Origin of the sequence: Kitasatospora sp. NPDC087314, assembly GCF_044744365.1 — a bacterium.
GTDB lineage: Bacteria > Actinomycetota > Actinomycetes > Streptomycetales > Streptomycetaceae > Kitasatospora.
The window spans coordinates 42520-58119 of sequence record NZ_JBIUYE010000006.1 but is presented as its reverse complement, the minus strand read 5'-3'; the positions used below and the strand labels follow the sequence as shown (position 1 = coordinate 58119).

Here is a 15600-nt window from a genome sequence, read left to right as displayed (position 1 = left end):
CAACCCGAAGATCATCTCACTCACCGATCAACGTGACAGCACCCTGCTCACGCAGGACGTCGTACTCCAGCGCATGGAAGACCAGTCCATCGGCGATGATTGCGGCTGCCGCACACAGGTGCCCCTCAGCGTCCGCGAGCCGACCCAATTCCCGGAGGGCACCGGCAAGGTTGAGCGACACGTCGCCGTGCATCCGCAACTCGAGGTCGGCCTGGCGGCAGATTTCCAGAGCTTGCCGTGCCAGGTCGGCCGCTTTCTCGGGCTGTCCCATTTCGCGGTAGGTACTGGCCAGGTTGTCCAGCGCGACGGCGCTCCACTCCTGCTGCCCCTGTTCGCGGGCCAGAACGAGGGTCCGCTCGAGGTACTCGACGGCCGTGTTCAGCTCGCGCAGCTCCAGGTGGATCCGACCCAGGCTGTTGGCCGCCTCCAGCATGCCGAGTCGCTCGCCGATTTGCTGGTGGATGTCGAAGGCCGCGCGGAAGCAATCGGTGGCCGGCCCCAGTCGGTTGCGCTTCCGGTGGGCGTAGCCCAGGATCTGGTGCATCGTTGCTTCGGCGCGATGGTCGCTCAGGCGTCGCGCTGCCGCGAGACCGAGTCGAGCCGTTTCGAGTGCGTCCTCCACGGCGCTGTGCGCGTCGTGTAGCGGATCCAGCGTCGCGGGCAGTTGCCAGGTGATCTCGTCGAGACCGGCGGCAGCCGTGGCCCGCGCGAGAGCCAGCAGATTGGTCCGCTCTGTGATGTACCAGTCCGTTGCCTGTGCGTAACCGGTAAAGGTGAGAGGTTCGACTGCGGGCTCGGGTGGCCCTGCGATCCGTGAGGGGTAGAGGTGCTGCACGTTGCGGACTGCGGCGTCGGCGGTGTGCAAGTACCACTGGGCGACGCGGGCCAGGGCCGCTTGCTGCTGCCCGGGACTCTCTTCCCGGCGGGCTTGGTCTGCTGCGTAGGCGCGCAGCAGGTCATGGAATTGATAGCGGGCGGAACCAGTCTGCTCCAGGAGGTGGGCGCCGGCCAGCAGGTCGAGGTATTTTTGGACTCGACGGTGTGTGTGGCCGGTGAGGGCGGCGGCCGCAGCGGTGCCGAACTCAGGCCCGGGGTGTAGGCCCAGGAGGCGGAAGACACGCGCGGCCGGTGCGGGCAGGGCGCGGTAGGACCAGGTGAAGACAGCGCGCACCGCATCGGCTTCCGAGTCGTCGTCGGTGGTCAGGGCCTCCCAGAGGGAGGATTCTTCTCGCAGGCCGGCGATCAGGTCGGTCAGGGGCATGTGCGGGCGGGCGGCGGCGCGTTCGGCGGCGATCCGCAGGGCCAGCGGCAGCCGGGCGCACAGCCGGGCGAGTTCGGCCAGGTGTTCGGTCTCGTCCCAGCGGCGGTAGCCAGCGGTGGCGGTGGTGAGAAGGTCGACGGCTTCGGTCTCAGTGAGTAGGCCAAGCGTGAGGCGGTGAGCGCCGTTGCGGGCGGACAGGCCAGACAGGCGTTCGCGGCTGGTGACTACCACTAGGCAGCCGGCGTCGCCTGGTAGCAGGGGGCGGACCTGTCCCACGGCGGCGGCGTTGTCGAGCACCACCAGCACCCGGCGCTCCGCGAGCAGCGAGCGGTACAGCTCAGCCCGCTCCTCCAAACTCGCAGGGATCGCGTCCGCCGCGATGCCCAGGGCGTGCAGGAAGCGTTCCAGTGCTGCCTCGGGGGCCACCGGCGGGCCCGAATCGTACCCGCGCAGGTTGACGAACAATTGCCCGTCGGGGAACCGGGCACGCACCCGGTGGGCGAAGCGCACCGCGAGCGAGGTCTTGCCCGCCCCGGCGGTCCCTGCAACCACCACCAACCGCACACCCCCGCCCGGCGCGGTGGCCTCCAGCGCCTCCAGACGCTCAAGTTCGGTCGCGCGGCCCACAAAGCCGGGCGCCTCTCCGGGTAGCTGACGCGGCACCGGCCTCTCAGGCTGCTGGCGCGGCCAGGCGCCCGACGCAGGGCGCGCGGTCTGGTAGTAGACGACCTGCTGGGCGTAGCCGACAGCGAAGCCGCCGTGCTCGGCGGAGACGGCGGGGCGCCCAGCGGGCGGGGGCAGTGTGGCGTCGGGTCCGCTCAGCCCTGGGGCGGACCCGGCAGCGGGGGGTTTCCCAGTGTCACGTCCCCCATCCGAAGGGCGGCCACCGACCCGTGATCGGCCCGAACGTCCACGCTCCCGCCCACCGCCACACCATGGTCTCCCGCCGACACCGCGCCGCTGGCAGTGTGCTCCTGGACCAGGGCCCGCAATTCTGCCGCAGCGTGCTCACGCTCTGCGCCGGCCACGCCCTCCAACAGGCTCTCGAACCTGGTCTGCCAAGCTACTTCCTGGCGTAGCCGTACCTGCTCGGCCCCGGCCGATGCCGACGCTTGCAACGCGCTGGCCGTACTGTCCAGCCGCTCCAACTCCACGCGCTCGCGCTCACCGTCTCCACGGCTCAGCAACCGGGCTACCCGGGCCCGCAGCCCGTCCCACGCCTGCGTCCCGGCTGCCTGGACCACAGCCGTCCCACCCGCCGTGGCCAACGTCACCAGCACCTCCTCCAGCATCCTTGCCCTCTCGCTCGCACCGATGTGATAGCCCTTCGACCCTAGCCCCGTGACGGCGCCCTTCGGGGCGACTTCGAAAAGACACCACGACCACTGCAGGGCTCGGACAGGGCAAGGGATCTCACGTTCCAAGAGCACCCCTGCCTCTCAGGCTCACCCGTCAAGGTCCGCGACAACGACCCGGCCCTCTCCGCCCAGGAGCCGGCCGACCTGCTCCGCACGACCCGCCGCCGTCCCGGCCCACCTCGGGTCGGGACGGCCGCCCGCACCTCGTTCCCGACTTCCGGAGGTACCGTGCGATGACCGACACCACCCGCCCAGACCCGGACCCCGCCGCCGCACCCGCGCGGCTGGAGCTGGCCTCGTGCGGCAGCCGGCCCGCGCCCGCCGACCGGGACCTGGGCCGCCCGATCCTCGACTCCCCGCTGGTGCGCGGCGCGATGTGGCTGGGCTGGACCGGCTACGACGGCATCCGCACCCTCCACCAGGGCGCCGGCCTCGCCCGCGGCTGGACGGAGCGCGACGTCGACGGCCTCGACAGCTGGGTGGCCCTGGTCGACGGCGGGTCGTCCTCGGCACCCGCCCGGGCCTCGCCGTGCGGGAGCCCGTCGTGCACGCCGAGGCATGGCAGGCCGGCGCGACACTGCACGCCGCCCTCGCCCAGCACCCCACCCGCCCCGACCACACCCAAGACGAGGACGAGCCCGACGACGACCAGGAGCACGCGCTGCTTGGCGACGTCCCCCACCGGGTCCGCCGCCGCGCGGCCGGGATGACCCTGGAGAACATCCAGCAACCTGAAGGCGATGGCGAGCTTGCCGACCTTCAACGACGCCGCCCACGACTACGGCCAGAAGGCCGCCGCCGACAGGGACACCCACCCCAACGCGTGGAGCGCCGTGGACTGGGACAACAGCACCAACTCCACCAACGAGACCTATGCGTACGCGATCTGCAGCGGCAGCGGGATCAACGTCAAGGTCCGCTTCACCGAGGCGCCCGGCCCCAGCACCGGAGGCACCGGCCAGAACACCACCGCCACCTGCGGCAGCGGCGACGGCAACCTGATCTCCGGCGGGCGCGGCCGTCAGCGGCGGCTCCGTCACCACCACCGACGTCACCGGCCCCGGCTCGGCCGGCGACCACCTCAACGGCAGCTACCCGAGCGACGCCGACGCCACCCGGCCGAGGACGGCACCGACAGCCCCGACCACTGGAGCGCCACCCTCCACGTCGGCGGCTCCCCGTCTCCGAACACCTACACGGACGTCTGGGCCCTCTGCCTGACCACCCACCCGGCCCAGGGGGACTGACCCCTTCGTGGTTGTGCGCAGGAAGTCGGCCCGGCCGACTTCCTGCGCACAAGTCCGGCCCTCGTCAGGCCGGGTAGACGATCGAGCCCAGCGGCGGGCAGGGGATCAGCATGGTGACGATGCCCGGACGTTCGACGAAGGCCCGGGCTGCGGCGGCCTGTTCGCGTCGGGTGTCCAGATCGTCGGCGTGCCAGGCGTCGTGCCTGGCACGGGTGTAGTCCCACGAGTCGTCGATGAGGCTGAGACTGACGTTGCCGGCGCTGCGCTGGAAATCCGCCTTCACGGCGGCCTGTCGCAGTGCGGTCTGCGTGGCGGCGAGGTCGAGGCGGGTGATCAGCACGCCGGGGGTGTTCGGCTCGCGGGTCGGCATGGGGGCGTGCGGGAACAGCGAGACCCCAGTGTCGAGGCGGCCGATGTTGTCGACGGTCGCCTGCTGGGCATCCCGCGCCATGATCTGTATCTCCCGGTGCAGCCAGAGGAACTCGTCGAGGTCGGCCGGGGTGACGCGCATCCGCTCGTACAGGGCCCGGAAGCGGGGGTCGCGGTGCAGCGGGCGCACAAGGGGCATGTGGAACGCCACGCAGTCGTTGAACCCGTTCGCCACGGCGGCGTCGAAGTGGAAGAGGCCCCGGTCCACCTGCCCCTGTGCGATGGCCAGGCCCCCGAGGCCCGAGTGCCCCGATGCGACGAGCCACCTGCCGTCGGGGCCGAGCGCCGTGGCGCGCGCGACGACGTCGTGGAGGCCGGCGACGACGTCGACGCCCCGTGGGGTAAGGCCATTGGTCATGACCGCTACCAGAAGATCGTGCACGCGGGCGGTCAGTGAGGTGACGCTGTCGGCCATGGATCTCCTCGGTGGTGGTGAGGGGGCAGGTACTCAGGCTTGGGTCAGCCAGCCTTCTTCAAGACCGTCGAGGACGAACCCGTTGTCGAAGCGCACCCGGTAGGTCGTCCGAGCGCTGGCTCCGGCGTCGAACGCTCCCAGCCGGGCGACGTTCTGGCGGAGGTCATCGATCAGGCTCGCCGCGAACGCGTCGAACCGGTGGCCGCGAACTTGCTGATCGAAGCTCGCGAGGTGGTCCTGGCCGGCACGGCCGACTTCCGTGGTTGAGCCCATGACCGTTCCCGCCAGCCCCTCGGCGAGGAACAGCGGGCCGGGAACGCCACCCCTGGTCACGGTGTCACCTGTGGTGACCTGCGCATCCCTGGTCAGCCTGACCCTCGTGCCGGCCTCGTACGGCATGGGCGCTCCCCCTCGTTCGATCTCGGGTTCGCAAGCGTAGTCGAATTGCCTTGGGGAGAAACGGTGTTCGGCAAGACGCGGGAGCTTCGTGATCAGCTGTCCGCGTTCGTTGACTGTGATCAGGCGTGGTGTGTCTGAGCTGGGGTTATCGGATGGGTCGCCGGTGTCTGTCCGTGGGGTTCTTGGGGTGCCGTCGGTGGGGGTTGCGGGTGTCGCGGACGGTGGGCGGACGGCGGGCCAGGAGGTGGTGCGGCGTTGTCACGTTGTTGGGTGCGAGAGTGCCTGAGGGTGTGTCGGGGTGTGGTGGGGCCGGGTTGCAACTGTGTGTTCAGGCCGTGGTGGGCGGGCTGGCGGCTCCGGTGACCTGCTCCCAGATGGTGAAGCGGAGGGTCGTCTCGGCTCGGTAGCCGGTGGCGGCCATCAGGTGGCGTCGGGGTCGGAAGTGGGGTGAGATGCCGCTGAACGCGGACAGGAACCGTTGGGCGGCGCCGGGTGAGCGGAAGCCCTTCATGGCGCGTTCGCGCTGGCGGGTGGGCTGGTGGGAGTTCTCGGCGCGGTTGTTCAAGCCCTTGTGCGAGCGGTGCTCGACCGAGGTCATGAGCTCGCGGTGGGCGACGCCGTAGCTTTTGAGCTTGTCCGTGACCAGCACCCGCGGCACACGGCTCTGCTTCTTCATGAGCCTGGCCAGGAACCGCTTGGCGGCCCTCGTGTCCCGCTTCGACTGGACCAGGATGTCCAGGACGTCGCCGTGCTGGTCGACGGCCCGCCACAGGTACCGCCGCTCGCCGTTGATCTTGACGAAGACCTCGTCGAGATGCCATTTGTCACCGGAGCGCGGCCGGCGGCGACGCAGCCCGTCGGCGTAGGCCTGCCCGAACTTCAGGCACCAGCGGCGGATCGTCTCGTGGGAGACGATGACACCGCGTTGGAGCATCAGCTCCTCGACCTCGCGGAAGCTGAGCGGGAACCGGAAGTACAGCCACACGCAGTGCGCGATGATCTCCACCGGGTACCGGTGGCCCCTGTACGACGGCGAAGCGCTCTCCACTACAGGCCCTTCCCAGCCACGACCAACCCGAAGATCATCTCACTCACCGATCAACGTGACAGCACCGTCCGAGGTTGTCCGGGACGGCCAGGACAACCCCGCGACCGTCGAGTTCCTCGCCACGCTCTGGGGGGAGTCCCGCAGTGCTCGCGGGACCGGCGACTACCGGAAAGCCGTCCGCCTGCTCGGACCTGGTCCAGAGGTGCGAGCGGGTCCTGGGCGGCGATCATCCTGACACCCTCGAGGCCCGGCATCAGCATGCCTGCAACGTCGGTGAGTCGGGTGACCGGGCCGGGGCGGTGCGTCTGCTCGCTGCCTTGGTCGTGGACCGCGAGCGGGTCCTGGGCGGCGATCATCCTGACACCCTCACGACCCGGCATCAGCACGCCTATAACGTCGGTGAGTCGGGTGACCGGGTCGGGGCGGTGCGTCTGCTCGCTGCCCTGGTCGTGGACCGCGAGCGGGTCCTGGGCAGCGATCACCCCTATGTCCTCATCAACCGGCATCAGCACGCGTACAACGTCGGACAAGGGGGAGACAGGGTGGGCGCCGTTCGGCTCTACGCCGAAATTGCGCAGGACGAAGCCCGACTAGGGGGCTCCGTCCACCCTCACGCTCTCCTGGCCCGCTCCCAACAGGCCTACAACCTTGGACGAGCGGGGTACTGGGCCGACGCTGCCCAGATCTACGCCAGGCTCGCTGCGGACTGCGCGCGGGTCTTGGGCCCCGACCACCCCGACACCCTCGTCAACCGCTATCAGCATGCCTTCAACCTCGGTAGGTCCGGCAAGGTCGCCGAAGCCGCAAGGCTTCTGCAAGGGGTTCTGCACGCCCAGACCCGGGTCCTCGGACCGAACCACCCCAACACCGTCGCCACCGGCCGGTGGCATGACCACTTCGCAGGATGAAGACGCCTGTCTTCGGCAGTCCGCGCGGGGACCGGCACGCCGGTCGTGCACCGGCGCCCGGTGGGGCGAGGACAGCCGCCACCTGCTCAGCCTGGTCGACGCGCTGCGCCGCAAGCTGACCGCCTTCCTGGAGGAGACCGAGAACGGCGACCCGGTCGCCGCGTTCCGCGAGCTGACCCTGCGACTGCCCGGCTACAGCTCGCGCGTCTTCGCCACCGCGCAGAACATCCGGGACAAGACCCGCTGGCCCGACCTCACCGAGTCCGAACGCGTCCGCCGGCGGATGCTTGAGCGGATCGACGTGTGGGGAGACGACGTCGACCCGGACGGCGCTTCCGCCTCGCGGGGCGAAACCCCGGACGACCACGGCGACCAGGAGCAGCCCGACCCGGTGCCCGCCGACGTCCAACCAGCCCGGGCCATACCACCCGCCGTACTGCCCCGCCGGCAGGACCACGACCCGCTGCGCCCGCCGCTGGAGCCGTACCTGCGCAACCTCGGCCGCTTCGACCTGATCCGCAACATCAGCACGCTGATGGGCGAGCCGGGCTGGGACCTCGCCGGCTGGACCCGCGCGCCCGGCCTGTTCTACATCCGCAAGGACGGGCGGGCGCTCGCCTGGACCGAGCACGGCGTCAACCGCCTGGACGGCTGGGGAGTGGTGATCGAGGGGTCCTTCCTCTCCTACACCGCCGACCAGCAGCGCCCGCTGGCCGCCGACACCGTCGAGCAGGCCGCCCTGCTCGTCCGCGACGCCCTGGCGGCGGGTTTGGTCGACGCCGACACCGCGCCGACGCACAGCTGACCACAGGCGCCCTGTCCCCGCGCATACCCCACCGCAGCTTCGGAGAGGAACCATCCCGTGCCCATCATCGGCCCCGGCCACGACGACCCCGAGTACGACAACTACGACCCCGCCTGGAAGACCCAGGACACCCCGTTCCGGCGATGGCTGCTGGAGAAACTCACCGAAGCCGGCAGTTCCGCCGACATCGCCGCCAGCTACGCCCCCGCCAACCGGTACCACGGTCTGGACGATCTGGACCTGGACCTTCTCGCCACTCTCACCGACACCACCACCGACGACGTGAAGGCCGCGCACAAAGCCGACCTCGACGAATGGGCGCGTGAGCAACAGCTACGAGAGCACCCCGACCTCGCCGTCCTGGACGCCGACCTGGACCGCATCCGACACCGCTCCTGACCTCGAGCCTGTTCTACGTCCGCGGTCGTCGAGGCCGCCCCGGGACCGGGCCGCCGGTCCCGCGCCGGTTCTCCGTAGGCACCACCGCAGGTGCCACCGAGGGCACCACCGCAGGTACCCCGCGACCTCCGCCCGTCGCCGAGCGTTTCCGCAGCTCAGAAGCAGTTCTCAGCCTGCCGGAAAATCAGACAACCCCCTCCTGTCTGTCCCTCTCCCCTGTTTGCTGGTGATGTGGTGGGTGCGGTTTGGGTGACGGTTCAGACGGCGGGGCTTCCGCCCTGCCGGGGGCTGTTGGTTGTGGTGCGTCCGGCGGTGCCGGCCGCGTCGTCCGAGTCCCGCCCGCCACCGGGGCGGACGGGACTCGTTGAACGGCCGTGAGTAACCCGTTGTCCGCCCGACGCGCCCTCGGCCCCGGCGCTGCCCGCGTCCTCGGCCCCCAGTGCCCCCAGAGCCGCCAGCAACCGCCCTGGGCGGGCCCAGCAGCCGTCCCGGACCCAGCGGCTCACCCGGACGTCCCGCAGACCGCCCAGCAGGCCGTCGATGCCATCGCCGCGCTGCGCCCACATCCGTACCCCGGCCGCCGTCCTGGAGAGCGCGCTCCACTCGCCCAGGTGCAGCCCCACGCCGACCCGCTCCTCCTGGAGGCCACCGAGGGGGAACATCCGGCCCCTCGCCGTAACCCGCTCGGTCGATCCCCAGCGCGCCGTCATACAGATCTGACGCAGAGCACCCAGTACGGTGGCGACGTGGACTTCAGGATCGAGGTGTCGGCGTCGACGACCGCTCCGGGGACACGGCCGCACTGGGCGTAGTCGCTGGTGCGGTCGATGCGTTCCACCACGACGTAGTGCCGGTTGCCGAACATCCGGAAGGGCAGTGCGCACGGTTCCGTCTTCGCCACGTCCTGGTAGCCGTATCCGTACTTCGCGCGGTCCGCCTCGGTATCGAACCAGAGGCAGTCGCCCGCTTGCGCATCCTTCAGATCGCCCCCGATGACGAACGTGTACATGCCGATGTATCCGAAGCCCAGCGCGATGGCGAGCACGACCGCAACGAGGGCGACGGTACTAGCCCTCCCGGGTGTGACACCCCGCCGGCGGGGTGAGGCGGCGGTTTGGGCGCGCGGGGCGGTGGGCGCGGGCCGGAGCGGCGGCGTGGCCGGTGTGGTGGGGAGATCGGTCCCTCTGTGCGGCAGTGGCGCGGGTACGAGGGAGGGGCCGAGCCGTCGCAGCGCCTCGGCCAAGTCGCCGGCGTTCGGGTAACGCTGCGCCGGGTCCTTGTGCAGCAGGGTGAGCACGAGGTCGTCCCAGGCGGGTGGGATGCCAGCGGCCACCGAGCCGGGGGCGGGCGGTTCCTGGGTGAGGTGCGCCGTGAGGTAGCCGACGGCGTCGGTGGCCTGGAACGGCAGCCGGCCGGTGATCAGCTCGAAAAGCAGGCAGCCGAGCGCATACAGGTCGCTGCGCGGTTCCGGGAAGCCGCGCGCCTGTTCGGGAGCCATGTACGGGGGAGTGCCGACGATGAATCCGGTCTGGGTGAGGCGGTCGGCGGTCGCGGAGGCGTCGGCGGTCCTCGCGATGCCGAAGTCGAGGACCTTCACGGCGCCGGACGGCGTGATGAGGACGTTGGAGGGTTTGATGTCCCGGTGCATGATCCCGGCGTTGTGCGCTTCGGCGAGCGCCTCGCAGATCCGTACGCCCCACCGTGCCGCGTCCGCCAGGGGCACGGCCCCACGGCGCACTATGGCGTCGAGGCCCTCGCCCCGGACCAGTTCCATCACGAGGAATGGGACCTCGTCGTTCTCGGGGCCGCTCTCGCCGAGGTCGTGGATGGTCACGATGCTGGGGTGCTGCAGCTGCGCGGTGATCCGCGCCTCACGTAGGAACCGCTCCCGGGCGTCGCCGCTGTGGCTCACGCCGCCGGCGAGCGAGGTGATCACCTTGACCGCGACCGCCCGGCCGAGCCTCTCGTCCCGCGCCTCCCACACCTGCCCCATCCCGCCCTCGCCGAGCTGCCGCACCAACCGGTAACGGTCCCCGAAGAGTTGTTCCCCCACGGTCGCGCCTCCCTCGCGTCGAGCATTCGCCCCCCACCGTCGGCGAACCGTCTCGATGGCGATAATGACGTACCCGTCAAGGCGCGCGCACGGCCGGGCGAGGCGAAAGAGCCCGCCGGAGATCCCCGAGTGTCTCCCCAGGGTCGTCCCCGGGTGGTGCCCCGGGGGGATCTCCTCACCAACGTTTCGACATTTCCCCAGCTCAGCCCGAAGGTTTTGGCCCCAGGGATTGCCGACGTCTGTCCCTCTGCCCTGGTTGCTGGTGGTGTGGTGGTGCGGTTTGGGTGACGGTCCGGACGGCGGGGCTTTCACCCTGCCGGGGGCTGTTGGTTGTGGTGCGCCCGGCGGCCGCACCCCAGCCGACCCGCAGCGGGCCGACCCCGGACTCGAACGGGCCGTGAGCAACCCGTCGCCAGCCCGGCGCGCCCTCAGCCCCGGCGCCGCCCGCGCCCTCGGCCCCCAGCACCCCAAGGCCGCCAGCAACCGCCCTGGGCAGGCCCGGCCGCCGCCCCGGAACAACCAGCCCGCCCGGACGCCCCACAGCCCGCCCAGCGGCCCGCCGAGCAAGCCGTCGACGCCAGCTGCTGCGCTGCGCCACGTCCGCACCCCGCCCCCGCCCCGCACCGCCGCCCGCCCTGCTGCGCCCGGTGCCGGAGCCGACGGCCAGCGGCACCGGCCAACCGGCCGCGTGAAGGCCGGCCCCTACCCGATCAGCGGCGGCGGTGACTGCCGGTCGACCGATCCCGCACGCGCGGTGTCTGACGGTGCGTAGATTGGCGGGATGGGACAGAGCCTGAGGTGCGGACGTTGCGGGAGCGGGGTTCCGAACGACCTGACGAGCGAGGAAGCCGCGGACTGGAACATGCGGTGGCAGAAGGGCCGCCCCACCGGGGTGATCTGCCCGGGCTGCCAGACGCCGTTCGACGCGGCGGAAGCCGAGGCCAACGCCGCGGAACTCCGCGTCGCGGCCGAGGCCGGCGGCCAGTTCGTCGCGGACCCCGTGATCTGCATGACCGGCACCATGACCGACCCCGGCAGCATCCTGTACGGCGAAGACCACCCCCACAGGGTGCTCCGGACCGGCCAGGCCGAGAACCTCGGGGCGATCGAGCACCTGCCCCTGGGCACACGCTGCGTACCCACCGTGGGCGGCGTACTGATCCACCCGACCCGCTCCTGAGACCTCGCGCCAGGTACTGTCCAACCAGCACCGCCCGGCCGCCCGGACGGCCGCCCGCCGGGGACCGGCGAGAATCGCCCCGCGACCCGTTGTCCCGGGCCCGGATCGGTCCAGCGGCACGCGTCCGATACCGCTTCCGGTCACCCCACCCCTTGATGGGGCATCAACGCACCCATGAGGGCCGGGCCTGTCAAGCGCGCGTAGGTTCTTGGCCTCGGGTTTCGTCCTGTTGTTGCCGGGGCTGCGTGGTCTTCGGGGCTTCCTCGTAGTCGCTGGTGCTGCCGCCGCGCGGGAGGAGTCCAGTTGGAGCGCCCGGAGCCCGACGAGGGACGAGCGGGCGAGGACGAACGAGCTGGACACCGATGCGCGGCGGCAGACAATGGACAGCCGATGAAGCGTGAAGTTCTTCTGGGATGTGGATCGTTGGCGTCCCCGGCAGGTGGTCCGCGTGTGGTGTCACATGCACCCATCCGGCGTCTGGCCGGTGTGGCCGGCGCCATGACCGTGGTCCGGGGACCGGGCTGCTCAGTCAGGTCATCGAGCGCGGCGGAGCCGTCTCATGCGAAATTGCGAGCGCACCCGGGGTCTGCGGGCGATCCGCACGGTGGCGGTTTCATCGGGCTGGTCGCTTGCGCTGGTCCCGCTCGAAACGAGGGTCGCGCAGGAGGTGGTAGGCGCGGGTGAGGAGCTTGCGGGCGATGGCGGTGGTGGCGATCTTCTTGCCGCGCCTGGCGGCGATGGCCTGGTAGGTGTCGGCGAAGACGGGGCTGCGCTTGGCGGTCTGGGCAGCCTCGCACAGGATCCAGCGCAGCCAGGCGGAGCCCTGTTTGGAGATGTGCCCCTGGTGGACGGTGAGGTCCGAGGCGCGGACGGTGGGGGTGAGGCCGGCCCAGGCGGCGAGCTTGCGGGCGGAGGGGAAGCGGGTGACGTCGCCGACCTCGGCGAGGATCACCAGCGCGGTGAGCGCGCCGACACCGGGCAGCTCCATGAGGGCCTTCACCCGCGGGTCGCCCCTGGCGTGCGCGGCGAGCTGCTTGTCGAGGGCGTCGATCGGCACCTGCAGGGCGTCCATGACCTGCAACAGGGTCGTCCACCACGCGACGGGAGGCGTCCGGGAGCTCCAATGACGCGAGCCAGTTGCGGCCGGGTCCGGTGAAACAGCTGCCGGGCCGGTCGTGGCCAAGGTCGGCCAGGACCGCGTGGACGCGGTTGCGCATGAGCGTCCGCAACCGCACCAGCTGGAAGCGGTGGCGGAGCAGGGCCCGCTGCTGGCGTACCTCCAGCGGGGCGATCCACGCCTCCGGCAGGAGGTCGGCCCGCAGCAGCCGGCCCAGGATCGCGGCGTCGACCTTGTCGTTCTTCAGCCTGGCCGAGGCGATCGCCTTGCACCGCAGCGGGTGGACCAGGTGCGGCTGGTATCCGTAGTCCTCCAGGAGTTCGACCAGCCAGCCCCAGCCGTAGGAGGCCTCGAACGCGACCGGGGTACCGATCGGCAGGTCCCCGATGACCCCGAGCACCGTCTCCACGCCGTTGGGGACGTTGCGGTTGACCCGCACCGCACCGTCCTCGTCGATCACGGCGATCTGGGACCTCTTGCGGTGCACGTCGATACCGACGTAGACAGACATTGAGGGCCTCCTTTCCGAGCCCGTGTACATACCCGGACGATAGGCACCGCCCGGATGAGCAGGGAAGGGGGGCCCGGCCCTCATATGGTCAGGTCAGGCCCCTTGTCCAGGCCCCCCAGAAACGCCGACAACCCTTCTGTCGCCTGGCGCGGCTCCATCAGGGTCTCGCTCCGCCACTCCGGCCCTTCGCCCAACCCCCGGGCCGTCCCCCCGGCCCCCAGGGGCGGTGCCCGGGGCTCGCGCCGCGGCCGGGCAGCCAGGCGTTTCGGTTGCTGCGGGGCGGCCGGGCCCGCGGGGCGGGCGGGCCCGCGGGGCGGGCGGTGGCCGGGCGGGCCGGTGCTGCGGGCGGGCCGGGGCGGGCGTGATCGACTTGTCGGCGCCGTGCGGTATGCAGAGCAGTCAGCAGCCGCACTGCAGACAGCGAAGGGGAGCGCCGTGAGCAGCCGCCCAACCGACCCGCCCGCACCCGATGCCCCAGACGGCCCGGACCCGGCCGCCGCGCCGCGCAAACGCGTCCGCAAGGCGTCCAAGACCAACCCGGGCGGCTCCAACAACAAGGTCCGCGCCGACGTCCAGCGCGCCATCGCCGTCCTGAAGATCGTCACAGGCCACCAGCTCTGGCGACTGCTGCGCCCGAACGCCCTGGAGAACAAGTTCGCCCGCGGCGCGCTGAACGATCTGGAGAAGAAGCGGCTCACCGTCAAGCACGGCACCGGCGAGGACGGCCGGGACATCTGGGGGATGACCACGGCCAGCCGCGACGCGGCGAAGGCGCTGTTCCTTAACGGCCGGGACATGGGCGGTATCGCCCGCAAGGCCGGAGCCAGCTCCGCCGCCGGACACGCCCTGGCCGTCAGCGAGACCATCATCGCCTTCATCGCCGGCGGCACCGGCCCAGGCATCCCGAAGGACAAGGTCAACGGCGACCGCACCGCCCCGGGCGTCGGACCCGGCTTCGGCCGGATCGACCAGTGGGCCACCGAGATCGAGCACCTCACCCCGCACAAGCCCAAGGTCCGCGCCGACGCCGTCCTCCAGGCCCCGGACCACCGCATCCCGGTGCTCCTGGTGGAAGTCGACCTCGACAACGAGTCCAACCCCATCGTCGCCAAGAAGATCGACGACTACCGCGGATTCTTCGAACACACCCACCTGCTGCCCAACCCGTACCCGCGCGGCAGCATCGGCCACCTCGAGTGGGGCAACCGCCCCGAGCACCGCGAGCAGCACTGGCGCCGCACCTACGCCGACACCGGCTGTGGCGGGTCGGTGGTTGGCTGAGGAGCCTTGTTCCCGGGCTGGGGGTTCATGGGTTGGTTGAGAAGGATCAGGCTGTGGTGGGGGCGTGTTCGGGTGGGGCTGGTTCTGCAGGGGTGTTGCCGGCTAGGTTGCAGGGTGGTGTGACCTGCTGGTTTTGGTGGTTGGTTGAGAACTTGCAGGTCGCGTGAGAAGTAGTGGGGATTCCCGCAGTCTGGATGAGAGCCCTGTATGTGCCGGGTGGGCTGGGGGTGGCTGGCGCCCGGTTGGCCTGGGGTTTAGTGGGTGCGGTGGCGGGTCCAGGTGGTGAGGAGATCACCGGGCAGCGGGGTGAGGTGGGGCAGGTCGAGCGCGGTGGCTGTGTGGTCGAGGAAGGCGTGGACGGCCGGGTGGGGGCGTCCGTGGAACGGTGCGGGGAACATGGCGGTGGTGGCCAGGGCCCGGGCGAGGGTGACGGTTTCGGGGTAGGTGACGGCGTCACGGGCCAGGAGTGCCCAGGAGCCGGTCACGGGCCGTACACCGGGGTTGGCGGCATGGAGGAGCCGTCGGCGGTGCTGCCAGCGGGCGGCGAGGGCGGTGTGGGTGGAGTGGTCGTGCCAGCGGGTGGTGATCGCGGCGGCCCAGGTCCACGCGTCCGCGGCGCCGGGCCGGTGTCGTAGGCGCCGGTGGCCAGCGTGGGCGTGGGTGAGTTCGGGGAGCGCGGCGGTATTGAGGCTCTGGTGGGGGCCAGCGGCCCAACGGTGGTGGCGCGGGCACAGGCGTGCGTGGTCGGGCAGGTAGGCGAGAGCGTGGTTGGTGGTGCCGCCCGTGCGGCGAAGCGTGCAGGAGGGGCAGGCCCGCATCGGTGCGTGGCGGGGGTCGAGCCTGTGCCAGGAGGCGTGGCCGCCCCCGTGGCCCGCGGGGGTGTGGCCGGGGTCGGCGGGGTCCGGGCAGGGAGATCCGAGATAGGGCAGCGCGTGGGTGAGGTGGTGGTGGGGGAGGCGGGTGAACGCCGCCAGGCGGTGCTGCGCCGGGTGGTCGAGGTGGAGTTCGCTGCCTCCCGGGGTGCGGCTGGGGCGGCCGGTCACGGTGATGGCGAGGCCGTCCAGCAGGTGGGCCTGGGACAGGTGGTGGGCGGCGGCGACGCGTTGCAGCCAGGATGCGGTGCTCTCGGTGGGCAGGGGCCGGATGTCCAGGAGGCTGGGTGCCGGTACCGGCCATCTCTCACCGGCCC

15 protein-coding genes and 1 pseudogene are annotated in these 15600 nt (G+C 71.3%); 7 read left to right on the top strand and 9 right to left on the bottom strand.

Features of this window, described 5'->3' with window-relative positions; genetic code table 11:
- Positions 1-16: 16 nt before the first annotated feature.
- Positions 17-1888, bottom strand: coding sequence for a tetratricopeptide repeat protein (locus ACIO5E_RS14320; RefSeq protein ID WP_400667190.1), 1872 nt, complete (start codon positions 1886-1888; stop codon positions 17-19).
- A gap of 964 nt (positions 1889-2852) precedes the next feature.
- Between ACIO5E_RS14320 and ACIO5E_RS14315 the strand changes: the two genes are divergently transcribed.
- Together ACIO5E_RS14315 and ACIO5E_RS14310 are read left to right on the top strand one after the other, a co-directional pair.
- Positions 2853-3329 (top strand): hypothetical protein, encoded by a 477-nt coding sequence (locus ACIO5E_RS14315; RefSeq protein ID WP_400667188.1) that lies wholly within the window; start codon positions 2853-2855, stop codon positions 3327-3329.
- Positions 3330-3359: 30 nt separating this feature from the next.
- Positions 3360-3866 (top strand): hypothetical protein, encoded by a 507-nt coding sequence (locus ACIO5E_RS14310; RefSeq protein ID WP_400667186.1) that lies wholly within the window; start codon positions 3360-3362, stop codon positions 3864-3866.
- Between the two features lie 64 nt (positions 3867-3930).
- Here ACIO5E_RS14310 and ACIO5E_RS14305 read toward each other — a convergent pair whose 3' ends face one another.
- The 3 genes from ACIO5E_RS14305 to ACIO5E_RS14295 form a co-directional block, all read right to left on the bottom strand.
- Positions 3931-4710, bottom strand: a complete 780-nt coding sequence (locus ACIO5E_RS14305) for a hypothetical protein (RefSeq protein ID WP_400667184.1) — start codon at positions 4708-4710, stop codon at positions 3931-3933.
- A 33-nt stretch (positions 4711-4743) separates the two neighbouring features.
- Positions 4744-5109, bottom strand: coding sequence for a hypothetical protein (locus ACIO5E_RS14300; RefSeq protein WP_400667182.1), 366 nt, complete (start codon positions 5107-5109; stop codon positions 4744-4746).
- Positions 5110-5437: 328 nt separating this feature from the next.
- A complete protein-coding gene (locus ACIO5E_RS14295; protein ID WP_400667180.1) occupies positions 5438-6157 on the bottom strand; it encodes an IS6 family transposase in 720 nt (239 codons plus the stop codon).
- A gap of 143 nt (positions 6158-6300) precedes the next feature.
- On the opposite strand from ACIO5E_RS14295, the gene ACIO5E_RS14290 reads away from it, so the two are divergent.
- From ACIO5E_RS14290 to ACIO5E_RS14280, 3 genes are read left to right on the top strand one after another with little or no spacing between them, the layout of a single operon-like run.
- Entirely contained in the window at positions 6301-7065 is a 765-nt protein-coding gene (locus tag ACIO5E_RS14290) for a tetratricopeptide repeat protein (RefSeq protein ID WP_400667178.1), read from the top strand.
- Complete coding sequence (locus ACIO5E_RS14285) at positions 7046-7870, top strand: hypothetical protein (RefSeq protein ID WP_400667176.1); 825 nt, start codon at positions 7046-7048, stop codon at positions 7868-7870. Before ACIO5E_RS14290 ends, ACIO5E_RS14285 begins: the two co-directional genes overlap by 20 nt.
- A gap of 57 nt (positions 7871-7927) precedes the next feature.
- Positions 7928-8269, top strand: coding sequence for a hypothetical protein (locus ACIO5E_RS14280; protein ID WP_400667174.1), 342 nt, complete (start codon positions 7928-7930; stop codon positions 8267-8269).
- A 257-nt stretch (positions 8270-8526) separates the two neighbouring features.
- Here the strand turns inward: ACIO5E_RS14280 and ACIO5E_RS14275 are convergent, their stop codons facing one another.
- Both ACIO5E_RS14275 and ACIO5E_RS14270 read right to left on the bottom strand, forming a co-directional pair.
- On the bottom strand, positions 8527-8931 hold the full coding sequence (locus ACIO5E_RS14275; protein WP_400667172.1) for a hypothetical protein: 405 nt from the start codon (positions 8929-8931) through the stop codon (positions 8527-8529).
- A 44-nt stretch (positions 8932-8975) separates the two neighbouring features.
- Positions 8976-10322 (bottom strand): serine/threonine-protein kinase, encoded by a 1347-nt coding sequence (locus ACIO5E_RS14270; RefSeq protein WP_400667170.1) that lies wholly within the window; start codon positions 10320-10322, stop codon positions 8976-8978.
- A gap of 862 nt (positions 10323-11184) precedes the next feature.
- Here ACIO5E_RS14270 and ACIO5E_RS14265 point away from each other — a divergent pair.
- The gene (locus ACIO5E_RS14265) at positions 11185-11502 is read left to right on the top strand and encodes a hypothetical protein (protein WP_400667168.1); all 318 of its coding nucleotides are present in this window, start codon (positions 11185-11187) and stop codon (positions 11500-11502) included.
- 613 nt (positions 11503-12115) lie between these two features.
- Here ACIO5E_RS14265 and ACIO5E_RS14260 read toward each other — a convergent pair.
- A complete protein-coding gene (locus ACIO5E_RS14260) occupies positions 12116-12574 on the bottom strand; it encodes a transposase (RefSeq protein ID WP_400667166.1) in 459 nt (152 codons plus the stop codon).
- Positions 12575-12749: 175 nt separating this feature from the next.
- A pseudogene (locus ACIO5E_RS14255) lies at positions 12750-13130 on the bottom strand (transposase); the annotation flags it as partial.
- A gap of 435 nt (positions 13131-13565) precedes the next feature.
- Here ACIO5E_RS14255 and ACIO5E_RS14250 point away from each other — a divergent pair.
- Positions 13566-14411 (top strand): replication-relaxation family protein, encoded by an 846-nt coding sequence (locus ACIO5E_RS14250; RefSeq protein ID WP_400667165.1) that lies wholly within the window; start codon positions 13566-13568, stop codon positions 14409-14411.
- 254 nt (positions 14412-14665) lie between these two features.
- Here ACIO5E_RS14250 and ACIO5E_RS14245 read toward each other — a convergent pair whose 3' ends face one another.
- The gene (locus tag ACIO5E_RS14245) at positions 14666-15547 is read right to left on the bottom strand and encodes a TniQ family protein (protein WP_400667924.1); all 882 of its coding nucleotides are present in this window, start codon (positions 15545-15547) and stop codon (positions 14666-14668) included.
- Positions 15548-15600 lie beyond the last annotated feature (53 nt).

Bases quoted from the DNA above. Each gene is read 5' to 3' on its own strand.
- ACIO5E_RS14310 (WP_400667186.1), top strand. From the start codon at position 3,360: ATGGCGAGCTTGCCGACCTTCAACGACGCCGCCCACGACTACGGCCAG.
- ACIO5E_RS14285 (WP_400667176.1), top strand. From the start codon at position 7,046: ATGACCACTTCGCAGGATGAAGACGCCTGTCTTCGGCAGTCCGCGCGG.
- ACIO5E_RS14260 (WP_400667166.1), bottom strand. From the start codon at position 12,574: ATGGACGCCCTGCAGGTGCCGATCGACGCCCTCGACAAGCAGCTCGCC.
- ACIO5E_RS14305 (WP_400667184.1), bottom strand. From the start codon at position 4,710: ATGGCCGACAGCGTCACCTCACTGACCGCCCGCGTGCACGATCTTCTG.
- ACIO5E_RS14300 (WP_400667182.1), bottom strand. From the start codon at position 5,109: ATGCCGTACGAGGCCGGCACGAGGGTCAGGCTGACCAGGGATGCGCAG.
- ACIO5E_RS14265 (WP_400667168.1), top strand. From the start codon at position 11,185: ATGCGGTGGCAGAAGGGCCGCCCCACCGGGGTGATCTGCCCGGGCTGC.
- ACIO5E_RS14275 (WP_400667172.1), bottom strand. From the start codon at position 8,931: ATGTTCCCCCTCGGTGGCCTCCAGGAGGAGCGGGTCGGCGTGGGGCTG.
- ACIO5E_RS14315 (WP_400667188.1), top strand. From the start codon at position 2,853: ATGACCGACACCACCCGCCCAGACCCGGACCCCGCCGCCGCACCCGCG.